At 39.7% G+C, this 17,744-nt stretch carries 12 protein-coding genes; 3 read left to right on the top strand and 9 right to left on the bottom strand.

Going from position 1 to position 17,744, the window contains the following annotated elements:
- A partial coding sequence (locus IQ247_RS15380; protein ID WP_193921413.1) for a putative Ig domain-containing protein occupies nucleotides 1–2,689 on the top strand: 2,689 nt, incomplete at its 5' end.
- Nucleotides 2,690–2,821: 132 nt separating this feature from the next.
- Here IQ247_RS15380 and IQ247_RS15375 read toward each other — a convergent pair.
- The 7 genes from IQ247_RS15375 to IQ247_RS15345 all read right to left on the bottom strand — a co-directional run bounded on the left by IQ247_RS15375 (nucleotide 2,822) and on the right by IQ247_RS15345 (nucleotide 6,667).
- On the bottom strand, nucleotides 2,822–3,085 hold the full coding sequence (locus IQ247_RS15375) for a hypothetical protein (RefSeq protein ID WP_193921404.1): 264 nt from the start codon (nucleotides 3,083–3,085) through the stop codon (nucleotides 2,822–2,824).
- A 30-nt stretch (nucleotides 3,086–3,115) separates the two neighbouring features.
- Entirely contained in the window at nucleotides 3,116–3,385 is a 270-nt protein-coding gene (locus tag IQ247_RS15370) for a hypothetical protein (RefSeq protein WP_193921402.1), read from the bottom strand.
- Nucleotides 3,386–3,470: 85 nt separating this feature from the next.
- Complete coding sequence (locus tag IQ247_RS15365) at nucleotides 3,471–3,848, bottom strand: hypothetical protein (protein WP_193921400.1); 378 nt, start codon at nucleotides 3,846–3,848, stop codon at nucleotides 3,471–3,473.
- An 86-nt stretch (nucleotides 3,849–3,934) separates the two neighbouring features.
- Entirely contained in the window at nucleotides 3,935–4,180 is a 246-nt protein-coding gene (locus IQ247_RS15360) for a Pb-reticulocyte-binding protein (RefSeq protein ID WP_193921398.1), read from the bottom strand.
- Nucleotides 4,181–4,216: 36 nt separating this feature from the next.
- On the bottom strand, nucleotides 4,217–4,579 hold the full coding sequence (locus tag IQ247_RS15355) for a DUF6876 family protein (protein WP_193921396.1): 363 nt from the start codon (nucleotides 4,577–4,579) through the stop codon (nucleotides 4,217–4,219).
- Nucleotides 4,580–5,094: 515 nt separating this feature from the next.
- The gene (locus IQ247_RS15350) at nucleotides 5,095–5,646 is read right to left on the bottom strand and encodes a hypothetical protein (RefSeq protein ID WP_193921394.1); all 552 of its coding nucleotides are present in this window, start codon (nucleotides 5,644–5,646) and stop codon (nucleotides 5,095–5,097) included.
- Between the two features lie 115 nt (nucleotides 5,647–5,761).
- Nucleotides 5,762–6,667, bottom strand: coding sequence for a M23 family metallopeptidase (locus IQ247_RS15345; protein ID WP_193921392.1), 906 nt, complete (start codon nucleotides 6,665–6,667; stop codon nucleotides 5,762–5,764).
- 269 nt (nucleotides 6,668–6,936) lie between these two features.
- On the opposite strand from IQ247_RS15345, the gene IQ247_RS15340 reads away from it, so the two are divergent.
- Nucleotides 6,937–10,815, top strand: a complete 3,879-nt coding sequence (locus tag IQ247_RS15340; protein ID WP_193921390.1) for an nSTAND1 domain-containing NTPase — start codon at nucleotides 6,937–6,939, stop codon at nucleotides 10,813–10,815.
- 115 nt (nucleotides 10,816–10,930) lie between these two features.
- Here IQ247_RS15340 and drmB read toward each other — a convergent pair whose 3' ends face one another.
- On the bottom strand, nucleotides 10,931–12,781 hold the full coding sequence (gene drmB, locus IQ247_RS15335; protein ID WP_193921388.1) for an MrfA Zn-binding domain-containing protein: 1,851 nt from the start codon (nucleotides 12,779–12,781) through the stop codon (nucleotides 10,931–10,933).
- Complete coding sequence (gene drmA, locus IQ247_RS15330; protein ID WP_193921386.1) at nucleotides 12,781–16,236, bottom strand: DISARM system helicase DrmA; 3,456 nt, start codon at nucleotides 16,234–16,236, stop codon at nucleotides 12,781–12,783. Before drmA ends, drmB begins: the two co-directional genes overlap by 1 nt.
- Before the next feature lie 650 nt (nucleotides 16,237–16,886).
- On the opposite strand from drmA, the gene IQ247_RS15325 reads away from it, so the two are divergent.
- On the top strand, nucleotides 16,887–17,711 hold the full coding sequence (locus tag IQ247_RS15325) for a DUF4351 domain-containing protein (RefSeq protein WP_193921384.1): 825 nt from the start codon (nucleotides 16,887–16,889) through the stop codon (nucleotides 17,709–17,711).
- Nucleotides 17,712–17,744: the final 33 nt, after the last annotated feature.

The following is a 17,744-nucleotide window of genomic DNA, read 5'->3' as shown; positions in this document are numbered from 1 at the left end:
TTTCAACTTTACCATCCCAGATAACACATTTAACGATGTGGATGCAGAAGACGAGTTAACTTATTCTGTAACTCTAGAAGATGGTAGCGAATTACCAAGCTGGTTAACTTTTGATGCTTCAACTCGCAGCTTTAGCGGTACTCCTATTAATAGGGATGTTGGTACGCTCAATATTAAAGTTGTCGCAACCGATAGCTTTGGAGAAACCGTCAGCGATACCTTTACCCTTACGGTAGAAAATACTAATGATGTACCGACTTTAGAAAGTGCGATCGCCAACCAAATAGCAACTGAAGATAGCGCTTTCAACTTTACTATCCCAGATAACACATTTAACGATGTGGATGCAGAAGACGAGTTAACTTATTCTGTAACCTTGGATTCGGGTAGCGAATTACCAAGCTGGTTAAGCTTTGATGCTTCAACTCGCAGCTTTAGCGGTACTCCTGGTAATGGGGATGTTGGTACAGTCAGTATTAAAGTTGTCGCAACCGATAAACAAGGTGCAATAGTTAGCGATAGCTTTACTTTGGAGATAAAGAACAACGATACATCTACCAATAATCCTCCTACCCTCAATCAAGAAATTTCAGATGCGATCGCAACGGAAGACGCAGCATTTACCTTTACCATCCCAGAAAACACATTTAACGATGTGGATGCAGAAGACGAGTTAACTTATTCTGTAACCTTGGATTCGGATAGTGCTTTACCTAATTGGTTAAACTTCAATCCAGAAACTCGTACTTTCTCAGGTACAGCAACAAATGATAATGTTGGTACGCTTAACGTTAAAGTTAGTGCAACAGATAAAGCCGGTGCAACAATTAGCGACACCTTTACCTTAACGGTAGAAAATACCAACGACGCACCTACCGTAACTGAGATTGAAAACCAAACCGCTAAAGCAAACCAACCTTTCAGCTTAGATATCAGCAGTAAATTTAACGATATCGATGCAGACGACACTCTCACCTTCACTGCTATAGACTTACCCAACGGCTTAAATATCGATAGTCAAACCGGAATCATTAGCGGTACACCCAGTCAAGATGCAGTTGGGACAAATAACGTCACCATCACCGCTACCGACAACGCAGGTGCAAGCGTCAGCGAAAACTTTGAGTTTACCGTTGAACAAGAAGTTATCAACGATACAGATAAAGATGGCATCCCCGATAATATCGAAGCGATAAAAGGAGACGCAAACAAAGACGGTATTCTTGATAGCCAACAAGCTAACGTAGCTTCGGGCGAAAAAATTACTATCATCTCTGCTCCTAACACTACTCTGCGTGATGTCAAAATCACTACAAACGGCGAACCAGAGAACCAAGGCATAACTTTCCCCGTCGGTGTGCTTGATTTCAAATTAGAAGGCTTAACCCCCGGTTCAGCTACCACCGTCAACCTATTACTTCCCCAAGACCAAAATTACAACACGTTCTGGAAATACGGTAAAACCCCAGAAAGCAACCAAGACGGTTGGTATGAATTCCTCTACGACGGTGAAACTGGCGCTCAATTCTTTGATACCAACGATGATGGAAAAGCTGACCAAATAGCACTGCACTTTGTGGACGGAAAACGAGGTGATGCTGACTTAACAGCCAACGGCATTATAGTTGACCCAGGCGCACCTGGAGTAACTAATACTTCTTTAAGCTTGAGTAAATCTACTAATCAAGACATTTGGAATATAGAAGGTGATGCAGGTGTCTCTGTTGCAAAATTCTCCTTGACTGGCAAAAATAGCGCTCAAGTCAACGAAGTCGGAGTATTTAAAGTTGATGCTTTTAACCGAGTTAACGGTATTGCAGCAGGTGAAGCTGGTTTTGCTCAAGCAGCATTGCAACAAGGTTCAGTGATTTTCAGCGCTTTAACCGACGACTTGTTAAAAGGTGTTGATTTAACTCGCAAACTGCAAGTAGGTGCAGGAGAAAGATTAGCGTTTTACAACGTTTCTAACGGTACTGCCGATGCTGCGCTGAGTAAAAATAACTTTGGTAACGTTGTTTTCTCAATCAACGAAGCCAATGCTAATAGTAAAGATTACCTGCAAGTTACCGAAAGCAACGGTATCTACACCTTAAACTGGGAGCAAGGAAACGATAATTCCTTCAACGACTTGGTAATGAATTTTGGGTTAGAAAAAACACCTCTAACTACACAAAACCTCATCGCTAATTATCAAGGAGAACAAGAAGGTGAATTAATTAACCTCGAATCCTTAACAGGTAGACAAGTCAAAGCTACCTTTACCCTATACCGCGAAGCCGCTTATAACAACTTCGTTGGTTTCTACAAAGTTGATGACGCTCAAGGAACCATTACCGATGAATTAACCGGAAAGTCGTTAAAACCAGGTGATGCAGGTTACAACGAATTAGTCGTTAAACAACGTATACCAGGAGTTGATTTAACTGTAGGTAACAATCAATCGGTGACTATCGAAGATACCTTGGAAGGTGGTTCATTATTTGCAACTTTCATCATCGCTGATGCAAATCCCGCTAATATCAACGGTGATTTTAGTAAGGTTTATACATCCTATATTGCAGGTAACTCGGATAAAGTAGACCACATCCGCTTACTTGGGGATAACACATGGGGTTTTGAAGACTTAGCAGGTGGTGGCGATAATGACTTTAATGACGTGATTGTCAAAGCTAGTTTTCAGGTTGTGTAGGTAGAAATATACTACATATCAAAGCGAAGCCTACCTTGTGGTGGGCTTTTTTTGGTAAGTGCGATAATCCAGAGGTTTGAGGAAAGCAAGAAAAAATTCCCCTTCGAGGGGAAACGCTATTTGTAGCAAACACTACTGCACGGTAATTGTACGAATCAAAATACTCATTACCTCTCCCGAATTAGAAGTTGGTAACAACGGAGTCCAATCGCGTATATTGGCATAACCAAGTTGATGCAAAACCCTAATTGTTGCAATTACAGCTTTGCTTGAGCCAGTCAGAGTATGCTTAATTTTATCTGGTTCCGGGAATTGGGATATTATCATTTGGGAATGAGGAATAGCTAAATCTTGATTGCTCGCATCAGCTAGAAAGTTGCGATATTTTGATTTCATAAGTTGTTTCACCGCTATTACGGAAAGTTACTACTGTTTACTCCCCGTGAGGGGTTTTATTAGCTGTAAATATTCAATTTCTAAAGAATTCGTCGTCCTGAAATATAGTCGAAACGAGCCATCTGGATATTGCTTCAAATGTCGTTCATCAAAGATTAACTCTCGTCTTTGTAGCCATTGAACAATGATTTCGTGATAATCAGCCAAAAATAGCGCAGGAAAATAAATTCTTCCGGTTTTAACTCCAGTTTTCGGATGAATAAATATTTGGAATTGCGGTTCACTTAAAACTTCTGCCATAGATATCACCCAAATAATTTTTGACAACAAAAAGGGGAATAAAATCTTCTTTATTCCCACTTTTATATTGTTTGAAATGCCAGGATTAATTCTCAGCTTCTACTTGAGGACTAACGCTCGCATTTACACGTTCTGCATATTCTCTTCTGCGCTGCCAGGATAATTGATTTAGCACTACTAAATCTTCCAAAGTTTTACTAAATTTACGATTAGCAAATTCAAGCAATTGCTCTAGGGAGTAACGCTGTTCTTCAACTTTTCCAAAGTCCGAGGCGAAACGTTCTTTGAATACATCCCAATTGAAATCTTGAAAACTACGTTTGGCAAGGATTCCACACAAAGAACGAATAGAGTAGTATACTTTTGAGTACAAGCGTTCTGAATAATTACTAACAGAATACTCGCCGAGAACGGAATCATCAATTGCTTGAAAGTTGGATGTAGGGGATTTACGTGTAGCCATAAGATAGATATCTCCTAAATTTTCATTGCTCTATTGGGCGTAAGCCCACTTTCTGTTGGAGTATTTCAGTACGTTAAGTAATAGAATTACCACCAAGATGAATCATGGTAATCTGCCATTAAATCGTTAATTTCGCAGCTATGTTGGTAATCAATTTCTAACTGTTGTAAGTCTGTGTCTAATACTAGATTTTTCAGTTCTTGCATCATTTCTCTCACTTGATTTTCGTCGCTGATACCTGAGTAGTAAATTTTGATAAATTTGTCAGCCTTACTCATGAATTCTTCTAAATTTGTGACGAATATCTGTTCTGAACCAATCGCTTGAATCATGATTTTCTCCTGATAGCTAAAAGTGTGTGATGCGCGTTAGTATTCGTTTGGAAGCATTAAGACTTTTTCAACCAAGTAGAGTTTGATATGGCTTAATGGGAAATCTGTATATTCAATCTCTTGGCGTAATACTTCTTGATTGGTGTCCCACTCGCATATCAAAACAGCGGAATTGTCTTGAACTTGTAAATGCCAGATTTGGAATTCTCTTAGTCTTGGATTGGACAGTAAATTCTTTGTTTGATGTGAGGCGATCGCATCCAATAGCCAGTAACAATTGGCTTCGTGAGCTAAGTATTTTATACCATCGGTATATTTCAAACCGAGCCAGTGTTTGTAGAGAGTAGTTGAACCATAAAATTGATTTAGCTCGCTGGTTATTTCTCGTGATGTTTTCATGTTTTAAAATCTTTGATTTTACAGACTTCACTTCTTAATCGGCGTGAGCCGTAAAACAAGAACTGCTGATAATAGATACCAGCAGTTGTAAATTTTTATTAGTTATCAGAGATTTGGAGAACCGAACAATATTTTCTTATGATTCTAGGACTAGCCCTCTTAAGGTGAGTAACGAATATACGTTATTTCAGTGCTACCATCTTGAATCCTATGCTCATATTTTGGGTTTTTTGAAGATCAAAATAACCAGTCTTCGTTCTGAATTTCACTACTTTGAAAGGGCAGGGCTATTCCTAAGTATCTTGTGCTGGCTTTATGTTTATAACCAACAGTATAAGAGTTTAGAGAGTTGCAGATTTTGTTACATAAGTAGATTTATTTGTACTTACTTAATAGACGAAACCGATAAACTCAATCTTCTCAGTGGAGATGGCATCAAACCCACCAGCTTAAAAATTTTCCTTGCTGCAATATTGCTACGTGTGGAGGAATAAGAATGGAGGCGATCGGCTTATTCAGTATTTTATTAACCCTGCTGGGTTATTTATATCGTTAAGAAGTTGGCGATAGTCAGCGTATCCCAATCTCTTCGCAAGACTAATTGCATAAAGTTTGGCTCTCTCGGGTTTCTTATTTTCGATTGCTTCTGCTAGCTTTTCGGTTAGGATTACAGTAGATTCTTGATCGAGCTTTTCTTTTTGAGCTATAGCGAAAAGTCTTTGAGATTCCGCTTGTGTATCTTCAGAAGAGCCTCCTAATTGAAAAACAATTCCAGCATTACTCTCATTTCCATAGGGAGTATTTCTAAGCATTATAAAACCACATAATTGCTTATTACATGAAGGTGGTGTTAGAGGAGTAGTAAAACCATTAAAGCCATCAAAACCATTAACCTGTACTCCGTTTTGCTGGATAGATGTTGTATCCTGGGGTATAGTATTGGAACCATCAGTCTCCGTTGGTGCAGAGTTAGTTTCAGTGTCCGCGATCGCAGTACCGATTCCCGCAAAATAACATAGGCAAATTATGATTATTGATGCAAATTTTCCAAAGATATGCTGATTCATGGCTGCACCTCTTGAGAAAAGAGAGTTAGACAAATTTTTAACTATGTGATAAATTTATTGTCTTTGTTAAGTAAAAGCCGCAGCAAAAGTTTCGCTACGGCTTTTACTTCAAGATTTAGCGCGATGCGCGATCGCACAATTGAGTACCGCCTGTTGAAGCAAAGCACGATGTTCGCATTTTCGCCACATCTTCCTTGGGAATCGGCGATAGAGAAGCAACGGTATAATAGTTAACGCCTTTGAGGGTATCCCCTGAGCCATCAAGGTCAGGCAAGGTTAACGAATTGCTCGATGCCACTTGTTCTCCTTGCCAGTATCTAGCGGGTAAATTACCAACAGCAGTGCGATACATACGCCAATAGACTTTTTGACCAGACACCTTTTTTGCTTGAATGGTTAAGTCAACAGAGGGTACAGAAACACTCAATTTACTAACAGGAGATTGGAAAGTAGTAGCTTGTGGCGGTTGTGGTGACGTAGCTGTACCGTTGCTAGAAGTAAGCACAGTATTTAAAGCAGGAGATGTTTTAGTAAAACTTACACCATCAACGACTTCGTTCTGGGTAGGTAAACCGAAGTGAAGGTGAACACCGTAGCTTACTGCACAATTACGGTCTTTGGGCATATCAGCAGCAACAACACCAATTTGTTCACCTGCACGAAAATTACGGTTCTTATAGATATTGCTGGAATTGCCTTGAACATGAAATAATGTGTATTTCCTGTCACTATTTGCTTGTTGAAGCATAATTGCATGGTGGTCTGTTGTTCCTTTTGCAATACAAGACCAGACGACTGTTGAATCAACAGGTGCAAGGACTGGAGTCCCTGCTGGAAGGGCAATATCAAATGCTGATTTGCCTAAACCATCAGTGTGTAATGTCTGGGATACTTTAGCGGAGATTCCTCCTTGCCAAGGAAGTTTACCAAGAGTATTTACTGGGGCAGCACTAACATTTATTGGAAGCAGCGCGGCGGTGATTAAAGTCCCAAAGATAAATTTTTCAAGTGAAACTTGCATACTGGCTCTCCAAATATTTGGTGGGTAGATGTGTTTACTGGTTGTCTTGGCTTGATCGCCAGGACGGTTTTGATTTATCGCTCAACACTGAGTTGTGCTTTGCGATGACATACTTATAAATCGGGACAAATAACTATCCTCAATAGGGATATAAAATTCCTGTAATCCTTGCTAAATAAGCTTTTTTTAATGGGGACAGCAATGGGGATATGGGGACATCCCCATTACATCTGAGTTATAATTGTTAAAAATATAGGCATTAAAAATACATGGCTGATGGAAATTCACTAGGTGCAGATACTCAAAAACGAGCATGGGCTTTTATCTATGCTCTACTTATTTCTCCTGAAAACTGCGAAGGTAATCCAGACGATGGGGAAATAAGGATCGTGCGAGAGAATTGGAGCGATGGACGTAAAAATGGATATCCGACATTAGTTGTCAGTGCTAATAAAAAAGAATTACTTGAAGTCATTCAAAAGCAGAAAAAAATTTTAGGCAACCTCAAATTCTCTAACGAACACTTTTCTGCTATATATAATGTTTGGCTTGCAAAAGGGAAGCCGCTTAATATTCTTAAAGATTTAAGAAAAATTAAGCGTGGTTCTAAAGCAAATCTGTACCAATTTAAACTGGCTCTATGGAGTACAGTGCTAAAGGATAATGAGCTTGAATTTAAAAGGGCATGGGAAGAAGGAAAACAGCATAAAAATAGCGAATATGTTAGCTCTTCATATAATTTAATTTCAGATAAATGCCCATATAAAGGCTTGTTTGCTTTTGACAAAGAGGACGTACCTTTTTTCTTTGGACGTAAAAAATTTATTCGGACTTTAGTAAATGCAGTACAAAAACAACCTTTAGTAGCAGTTATTGGTAATTCTGGAATTGGTAAATCTTCGGTAATTCGTGCCGGACTGATTCCTGAGTTAGAGTCATCAGGAGCATGGAAGATAGCTATTTTCAGACCAACAAATAATCCTTTTTTCGGACTTGCTAAAGCATTACTCGAATTATTTGATCCAGAGATGGATACATTAGGACGAGAAATTAATGCTAAAAGATATGCAAATGATTTTAAAAATGGAAGTTTAATATTAAAAAAAATTTTAGAATCTAAATTACAAGAAATTTCAGCTAAAGAAAAAATTTTAATAGTTGTCGATCAGTTTGAAGAACTTTACACGCTTTGTTTAGAAGATGAAATAAATATTTTCCTAGATCAATTATTAGGAGCAATAGAGATAAAAAATGAAAATCCAAAACTAGATGTTGTTTTAGTTATTACCTTGAGAGCGGATTTCCATACATATGCTCTATCTCATCCAGTTTTAGGTAAAGCTTTGCAAGATTGGAAGCCAGAGACTCTACTAAAAATGAATCCAGATGAATTAAAAGAAGCTATTGAAGAACCAGCACAAATAGCGAAATTAAAAATTCAAGATGGGCTAACGCAAATTATCCTAGAAGCTGTTAAAAATAATCAAGGTGAATTGCCCTCGTTAGAGTTTACCTTAGAAAAATTATGGGAAAAACGTAGCGATGGTCAATTAACAATTTCCGCGTACCATGAAATTGGCGGAGTTAAGCAAGCCTTAGCTAATCATGCTGAAACTGTCTATAACCAACTAAATGACACAGAAAAGAAGCAAGCTCAACATATCTTTACTCAATTGGTGCGCTTTGGAGAAAATACAGATGATACTCGTCGTCTAGCTACCCTTGATGAAATTGGCTCGGAGAACTGGGGTTTAGTAACTAAATTAACTGGTGTAGAACGTGATTTAAAAGCTCGTTTGGTGATTACAGGAAAAGATTCTAAAGAACAACCAACTGTTGAGGTAGTTCATGAAGCTTTAATTAAAGGATGGGAACGCTTACGAGAATGGATGGAGGAAGACCGGGAATTTAGAAAATGGCAAGATCGGTTACGTAGCGAAAAAGATATCTGGGAAAATAGTGGTCGAGATAATGGTGCTTTGTTACGAGGGGCTTTACTGGTAGAAGCAGAGAAATGGTTGCAAGAAAAAAGTGATGGTGTTACTAGCCAACAAGAAATTGAATTTATCTTAGCCTGCCGTCAGCATCAAGAACAACAAGAAATTGAGCGAATCGAAGAATTACTAACTTTATCTCAAAAAGAATTACAGTTAAAACAACAGTTAAGTTCTTTGGTTATTGCTGTTAAAGCTGGTGTCAAGTTAGGCAATATTCAAGAACCAACTGATAATTTAAAGAGAAATATTATTGAAAGGCTACAGCAAGCAAGTTATGAAATTAACGAGCATAATCAATTTGTAGGTCATCAAGGAGAAATTAGCGATGTTGCTTTTAGCCCTGATGGTCTAATAATTGCTTCAGTCAGTGACGACTGTACTATCAAGCTTTGGAGCTTAGATGGTAAACTATTGAATACCTGTAGAGGACATACGGATCGGATTTATAAAGTTACTTTTAGTTCCAATAGTCAAATGATCGCTTCTGCTAGTGCTGATGCAACTGTAAAATTATGGACTTTATATGGGGAGCTTTTGGCAAACTTAGAAGGACATAGTGATTGGGTATGGGGAGTAAGTTTTAGTCCTAATTGTGAGATAGTTGCTTCTGCTAGTTCTGATAAAACCGTAAAATTGTGGACTTTAGATGGCGAGCTTTTGACAACCTTAGAAGGTTCAGAAGGACATAGCGATCGGGTGCATGGGGTAAGTTTTAGTCCCACAGAAGCAATTGTTGCTTCTGCTAGTTTTGATAAAACCGTAAAATTGTGGACTTTAGATGGGGAGCTTTTGACAACCTTAGAAGGACATACCGATCTAGTTTATGAAGTAAATTTTAGCCCCAATGGTCAAATTGTTGCTTCGACTAGCTCTGACAAAACCGTGAAATTGTGGACTTTAGATGGAAAGTGTTTGAAGACCCTACAAGGACACAGCGATCGGGTTTATGGAGTGAGTTTTAGTCGTGATGGTAAAATTATTGCTTCTAGTAGCTCTGACAAAACCGTGAAATTGTGGACTGTAGATGGAAAGTGTTTGAGAACCCTACAAGGACACAGCGATCGGGTTTATGGAGTGAGTATTAGTCCGGATGGTAAAACTATTGCTTCTAGTAGTTCTGACGAAACCTTGAGATTATGGACTTTAAGTGGAACACTTTTGAGAATCTTAGAAGGACATACCGATCGGGTGCATGAAGTCAATTTTAGTTCTAATGGTCAAATTATTGCTTCCACCAGCGCCGACCAAACTGTAAAATTATGGACTCAGGATGGAAGGCTTTTGAAGACCTTAGAAGGACATAGCGATCGGGTTTGGGGGATAAGTTTTAGTTCTGATGGTAAAACTATTGCTTCTGGCAGCTTTGACAATACAGTGAAATTATGGGCTTTAGATGGGACGTTTTTGAGAACCCTAGAAGGACATCTTGATTGGGTTTACGAAGTAAGTTTTAGTCCCAAAGAAGCAATTGTTGCTTCTGCTAGCGCAGACAAAACTATAAAATTATGGACTCAGGATGGAAGGCTTTTGAAGACCTTAGAAGGACATAGCGATCGCGTTTGGGGAGTAAGTTTTAGTCCTGATGGTAAAACTATCGCTTCTGCTAGCGATGACAAAACAATTAAGCTATGGAATCGAGATGGCATTTTGAGAACTTTTGAAGGACACACAGATCGAGTTAGGGGAGTAAGTTTTAGCCCTGATGGTATGATAATTGCTTCTGCTAGCGATGACAAAACAATTAAGCTATGGAATCAAGATGGGGCATCGCAAACCCTAGCAGGGCATAGAGATCGAGTCAATGGGATAAGTTTTAGCCCTGATGGTCAAATGATTGCTTCCGCGAGTGATGATAAAACAGTTAAGCTATGGAATCGAGATGGCATTCTCTTGAGAACTTTTGAAGGACACACTAATCGGATTTTAGGAGTAAGTTTTAGCCCTGATAGTAAGATAATTGTTTCTGCTAGTGATGATAAAACAGTTAGACTATGGCGTATTGACCCCGAAGATTTAATTTTAAACCTTGATGCTAAGTTAAATAATTTACTACAAAAAAGTTGTAATTGGATTAGGAATTATCTCAAAACAAACTCTAATGTTAGCGAAAGCGATCGCACACTCTGTGACAAAATTTGCTCTTCTCCATAATGCCTATCAAGATATCAGCGAGAAAGATTCTAAAATGGTAAATTTCTGCTTTCGAGTCAAACATTTGTATGAGCAATGGAAAACAAGATAAATCTTACACGTACCTAAATTTATATTACTCAAGCTCATCTGGAAAAAACGCTGCATCTGCTGCTTCAACTGTATTCACAACTAAGGCTCTATCAAGGAATTCGTTACGACGTTCGCAAGATGTTTCAGCTATCAACAAGCAGCCGTGACAAGCTGAACCATGAAGGAAGCGTTCTTCTTGAGTATCATCGGGCTTGTGTTGAGCGCAAACGGGGTCATTTGAACATAAACGTCCGAATTCGATGGCTGCTGCTAAATGGTGTTCGATGCGCTTTCCTACTTCTACTAATCCCCCTAAAGTACCTTCGGAACCTGAAGTTCCGGTATAGAGTAAAATACCGTAGCCGGAATCACCTGCATATATGCGTTCGCGGATGGAACTTGCTGCATATCCGCATTCGAGGGAAACTGTTGTAATGAGGAGATGGGAAAGCGAATGCAGCATTATATAAGGTAAACCGGGAAATTTTGCATCATCTTCTGTAATTCCCCGACGCTGACACCATTGTTTAAAGCCGTTGAGTAATTCAATTCCTCTATTTTTTACAGATTCCTGTTGTCTCCAACTATCAATGGCTGACTTTTGAAAAGCAATAAAAACTCCTTCTCCTTTATTTTCGATCGCAGGAACCCAGTTCGATTCGATATCTAAGGTAGCGCGACGTACTTCTAAGGATAATTCGCCATCAATATCTGGCATTTCTGCTTCAAATCTTGTAAAACCAATTTGAGCAATAACTTCGCGCAGCCGATGCACTAATACTATTCGTTCAATACGGGAGCTAAGGCTTGGCTTTAAGTTATCAAGTTTACGAACGCGAGCATAAAAATCGCCTTCAGGAACATCTTCACCGATTTCTGTGGGACTTGATAATAAAGCTTCGATTTCTACTTGTTTAATGCTTTTGATCTGGGATGTTTCTCCTTGCAAACGTCGTTGCACTTCTGCCCAAACAACTTGATCGCTAAATCCTTCTAATGCATTTGCTACTTTATGCTTGCGACGTTCTTTACCTATTTCCGAGGCATCTTGGCAATATTGTAAAAAGTCTTCGTAAACTAAGCTTACGGCATCTTTGAGTTTTTGGTCGGAATCGGGAATTGAAATAACGCTCAATGCTTGAGCAAAATATGCGTTACTTGCAGAGCGAACCAGTAAGCGATTCTTCTCGCGCCCTTTACCATCAATAACGGTACAAATTTCTGAAGCAGCTTGTCCTAACCAAGGACGCTCTCCTTTACAAAAACCAAGAATTCCAGGAATGGTAGCATCGGAAAGAGGACGACGTTTTTTGCATTGCTCGCACCTCACAAAAATATCGGCGAAGTCGTTTCCGGTTCCTCCTTCATCTAACCATAATTGAGCAGGACAATTACTACGGCAATCGGGATTGGCGAAAAGATACCAGTCAATGTCACTTATATGGCCGTTTAAACAAGCTTGGACGAAACGTACTGGAACAACGGAATGTTTTTTCCTCAGTTGACTCAAATATTTTCCCTGTACTAAACGTACCCAAGGTATCATCGGTCTTGTTTGATACTCTTTACTATTCGCAGATATCCACTTTTCATCGGCAATTTGGGCGACGAACCAAGTCGGAAATGTAAATGCTTTAACACCCGTGCGCGGTGCTGCGGGGTCTTGTTCGGCGGCAGGTGGTGCGTACATATCAATTCTAGCAACACCCAAAAGCTGGGATACTCTGGCAGCAAGACGGTCTTCGTAAATTGGTTGGTTGCGGTATCCCTGCCAGTGATTTAAACCGCTAATTAATACGGAATAATTCGGTAAATCTACCATTGAACCGGGACCAAAAGTAGATAAAACTTGCGAACTGCGGATTTCTCCGGAAGGTTGTTTCTTCTGTGCCATTATTCCTCTTCCTCGATATTATTAGGATTAACTACCCAAAGATTGACTACTGGTTCGACATCTCGCAAACTACGTTGAGCTTTGAATTTTTGGGCTTCGGGTTTTTGATTTTTTAATTCTGGGTCGAGAAAGTTGTAAAGCAACGGAGGAGCGGAACCTACTTCCTGTTGGTATTGTAGTTGTCCTTTCTCAGTGGCAATTGACTCCCAAGCATTTAAAAGGTCGATGACGCGACTTCTAATTTGATTCCGTAGGTTTTGGGCTGCGATCGCATCTAATTCTGCGTCATGCATTTCGGCTCGTTGGGCGATAATATCGGCAACAATATCTAATTGCTGACGATGTTGGGCAATATCGGCTGCCCTTATTGGTGCCGTCATCTGTTGATTTCCTAACCTAGCTAAGGCAACGGTAATACCAGCAATTCCTCTGTCTACAGCACGAGGAGAAAATGGGGTAACGCTGGTAGCTTCCACATCGCGGTAAAATGCAGCGTGCCAGGTTTGAAAGCGTTCGTAATGCGAGCGATCGCGGGGTCGATGAATGTTGAGTAATGTTACGACTAAACCCGGTTTGTTTTCATCTCTTCCGACGCGACTGGTAGCTTGAATATATTCGGATGCAGTTTTGGGTTGTCCCAATACAACCATCAAACCCAAACGGGTAATATCTAAACCCACGGAAATCATGTTGGTGGCAAGTACTACGTCTACTCGTTCGCTTTCATGGAAAGGTTGTTGCAAGCGTCTTTTGGTTTCTGCGACTTTACTCGTACTGACGCGAGAAGTAAGTTCGCAGGGTTCGTCATCAATTTTACGGTTCGCGAACAATCCCGATGCTTCGTTTTCGCGTTTTCTAGCACCGTAACCGTATAAACGAGAATTGACCTCATCTTCAACGATGCGGCGGCTTCCTCCCAATTCTCGCAGCGAATTAAAGTATCCTAAAAGGGTCATGTAAGGGTCGGCTGGATTATCAAGATTTTTCTTTCCTCCTGCTGCTTCCCAGGCTTTTTGTGATGCACCTAGAAGTGCTAAATATGTCCTGAGTAAAACAACTTTCAAACTACGTCCTTGGGCTGCAACTCCTACGTAAGTGCGGGGATTGCGTTCTTCTACGGTAGCGGTTTTAGCAAAGAATGAATCGCGACGATTTGGTCCTGGAGGTGGAAAAACATCAACTCGATCGCGTCCGAAAAGTCCCCGTATTTGTTTGGTTGCTCTTCTGACGGTTGCGGTGGAAGCGATGATTTTAGGACGAATCGTCTTACGATCAATTTCTCTACTGCTCAAAGCATCAATAGCGGTTTCATATAATCCTGCCATTGTTCCTAATGGTCCCGATATTAAATGTAATTCGTCTTGAATAATTAAATCTGGTGGCAGAAGTTTACCTTTATCTAAAGGATGTCCTTGCAAAGTACTATCGGCAGCACCATAAAAACCATCTCCGTTGCTGTAATGAGTAACTCGACCGAATAAAGCAGCAGTTTGACCAATCCAAGGAAGGTTGGCGAATTTGTCAATGGTAGCGATGATAAAGCAAGGTAAGCGGCGATAAATTGCTTCATCAACCGCTACGATGGGTAAGGACGCATTTCCTCTAAATACACATTGCTGTTGACCATTTTTGTGACGCTTGCGGTTGCAGCAGCTAACGCGGAGGTTCGCGGGTTGGTCGGAATTGGGCAGGAGTTGAAACGAATTGGCATTAAATCTTTCTCCACACCAAGGACAATTTTCTAAAGGAATCGGTGAGGGTTTGCTTTTGCTATCGTTTTGAAATGCGATTGTCCGAGCGCGAGCGGAATTTTGGTCGCCGTCGCCTTTTTTACCCATTTTATTGGGTGTAGCGGTCATTCCCACCCATAAACCGATTTCAAAGGGATGATAGCCAAGTTTTTCGGGATTGTTTTGCCGTTCTAATTCTAAAGCACAAACCAGCGTTGCAGCTCTTCCTAACTGGTCAAGGGTTAACAATCTGAGGGTGTAGCGCATCAATACGCTTAAACCAGCAGAGTTGATTCCCGGATTTGTCAGACGGCGTAGAACTAAGGTAAAAGCCGCAAGTCCTAAATATGCTTCTGTTTTACCTCCACCTGTAGGGAAAAACAGCAAGTCAACTAATTCTCTATCGGAATGCAAAGGATTGGCGATTCCGGCGATATTCATTAATAAAAAAGCAAGTTGAAACGGTCGCCATTTCGGTGGTGATAATTCATCAGGAGACTTATCCGTATCGTGAGTAGAACGCTGACGAATAGAAGTGGCGATCGCCCGGTTAGCAATTTGAAATGCTTCTAATACTTTGGAGTCATCCAGGGCTTGTAATCCCGATGCAATTCTATATGAAGCAATCTCGGCTCGGTTTAGTAGTTCTTTGGCAATTTTTTCTCGGTGAGGAGATGCGGTAGGGATGTGACTTCTTTGTTCGGCAATCCAAACAGTATAATTATTAACCATATTGCCCAACATATTGCGTACCGTTTCCGCATCGGGAGCTTTGGCGATCGCTTCCATACCCAACTCGACATTTTCAACTTTAGCTGCAACAACTTTTTCCACATCAGCAGTGGGTATCCAAGCAGTACAAATTTGATTGCAGCTATTATCCGGGTTCAAATGAGCAACAGCCGATACATTATGTCCGACAACATATTCATAGACATCCCGGTATTGTAATTCCGCAACACTTTCATCCCAATCATCACCGCTTTGTCCTCTGGGATTGGGACGAGGGACAAAAGATTCGCTACTATCAACAGTAAGTTGAGCTTGGAATATATAACCAATATCTCGTTCTTTATTATCTTTTACAGGACGACGATTATTGACTAAAAATAAAGCGATCGAACGACTACCCGGTGGTAAGCAGCTAGAAGAATTTACCGAACGGTTGGTGATAATTAAATACAGTCCATTACTGCGGGGAATTTCGTATTTATAAGTTTTATATTTAGTTTGATTTTTAACAGTTAGAGAAGTATCTAAAGGAATTTCTAATTCAGCTTCACAGGGAGTTCTTTTCCAACTACCAGAAGTACGGCTTTGTAAAACGGTTTCAGCTTTCTCTTCTTTCTCTTCCGGGATTGGGGAATAATCTCCCCACTGTACGGTGACATTTAACTTTGACGTATTTTGATTAACTAAGAAACTTAATCCCATTGAAGAAGGAAAGAAAGCTTTACGAGCCGAAGCAGCTTCCGGGGTATTTTCATCATCTCCCGTCGCACTCCTACTACCATCTCGATCTAACTCCTCATTTCCTGCATCATCCGAACGTTGTTCTATCGAAGCTTCATAAGGAACCAAAAAACCCGTGAGATACCACATTGAAGGAGGTTGGTAGAGAATTTCCTCCACTCGTTCAAAATCCGATGGTTTTGGCCCGACTAAATCAATTTGCAAAGCATCAATAAGACACCTTCTGATATCAGCAGGAGTAGTAGCGGTCATAGCGTATTGCTTTTAACTCCTTTACGTAAACTTAACGAGCAATTAACAGTCTATATCATGTTGCCGGAAGTGAGTGAAAGTGTCAAATAATACTTTTGGTATTTTTTTTGATGTAACGGTTTAATTGAATTATGTTTCAGTTATGGAATAGTTGGGGATTAGATGGAGAATTTAGCCAGGGATTAGCCGGAATTAAGCTGGGAATTAGATGGGGAATAAAATTCCAGGTTTTAACCACAAGTTAGCCGGGGAATAAAATTCCCCGTCTCAAAGCGAAAGTCGTCTTAAGACGACTGAATTCAAATGTTGTGCTTTAATAAATTCTTTTTCAGTCCTCTTTCAGAGGACTTTTACTATTAGACGGGGAATTCGATTCCCCGGCTTGGGTTGGATGGGTAAATCATTTTTTTTCGGTTGCGATTAAATGGAAATCAAATTCCGCAGCTTTGATTAAATGGGAAACCAAATTCCCTGACTATTTATAATATAATAAACATAAATAATTTGTTTATAGTCATGAGTAAAATAAGCCCCATGTGTTAGTTTTATTCGTAATAATTAAAAGCTTATAAAACAATAATTTAATAAATAGGGGATATCTGTAGCTCAAAAAAAACTATAATTTAAAGAAGAACAATCCGGGTGTAATAGTGAGTATAGATAATGTCTGCAAAATATTAGCAGAAAAATATCCTGATGATTTTGCTCGGTGGCTAATAGAGGCAGAATCATCAGCTAAAGTATTGAAAACAGAATTGAGTATTGAACCAATACGCGCAGATTCTGTGACGTTTCTACAAACAATAAGCAGAATTTTGCATATTGAATTTCAAACTTTAACTAAATCTACCCCTCCAGTTCCCTTTCGGATGTTGGATTATTTTGTGAGATTAGTCCGACAATATAATGTTCCAATCACACAAGTAGTCATCTTCTTGCAAGAAACAAATAACGAAATCGCTTTCACTGAAGAATATGTCAACGAAATGACATCCCATCGCTACCGAGTCATACGAATGTGGGAGCAAGATTCTACCATGTTTCTTGATAACCCAGCATTGTTACCTTTAGCACCTTTAACCCGAACAGATTCCCCCGAACAGCTACTATCCCAGGTAGCCCAAAATGTTGCTAAAATTCCTAGTAGAGAGTCAAGACAAGAGATAGCTGGGTATACAGAGATTTTAGCCGGGTTAAAATTTAAGAAAGATTTAATTCGTCAGTTTTTAAGCGAGGAAATTATGCGAGAGTCAGTTATTTACCAAGATATAGAACAAAAAGGAAAGCAGAAAGAAGCGCTTTCGTTCTGTATGCGCTTACTTAATCAGCGTTTTGGGGATTTGGAATCATCCATTGTTGAGAAAGTCAATGTTTTACCTGTTGAAAAATTAGAAGCTTTAGGTGTAGCTTTGTTAAATATTTCTGAAATTGATGATTTGATAACTTGGTTGGAAGAAAATAATACTCCACAGTAGTTTTTTAGGAGCATTAGTCATTTCTTAAAGTAA

This window comes from Plectonema cf. radiosum LEGE 06105 (assembly GCF_015207665.1).
In the GTDB taxonomy this organism is placed as follows: Bacteria; Cyanobacteriota; Cyanobacteriia; order Cyanobacteriales; family Nostocaceae; genus Rivularia; species Rivularia radiosa_A.
The sequence above is the reverse complement of the archived record's forward strand: the minus strand, read 5'-3'. Positions and strand labels throughout refer to the sequence as shown.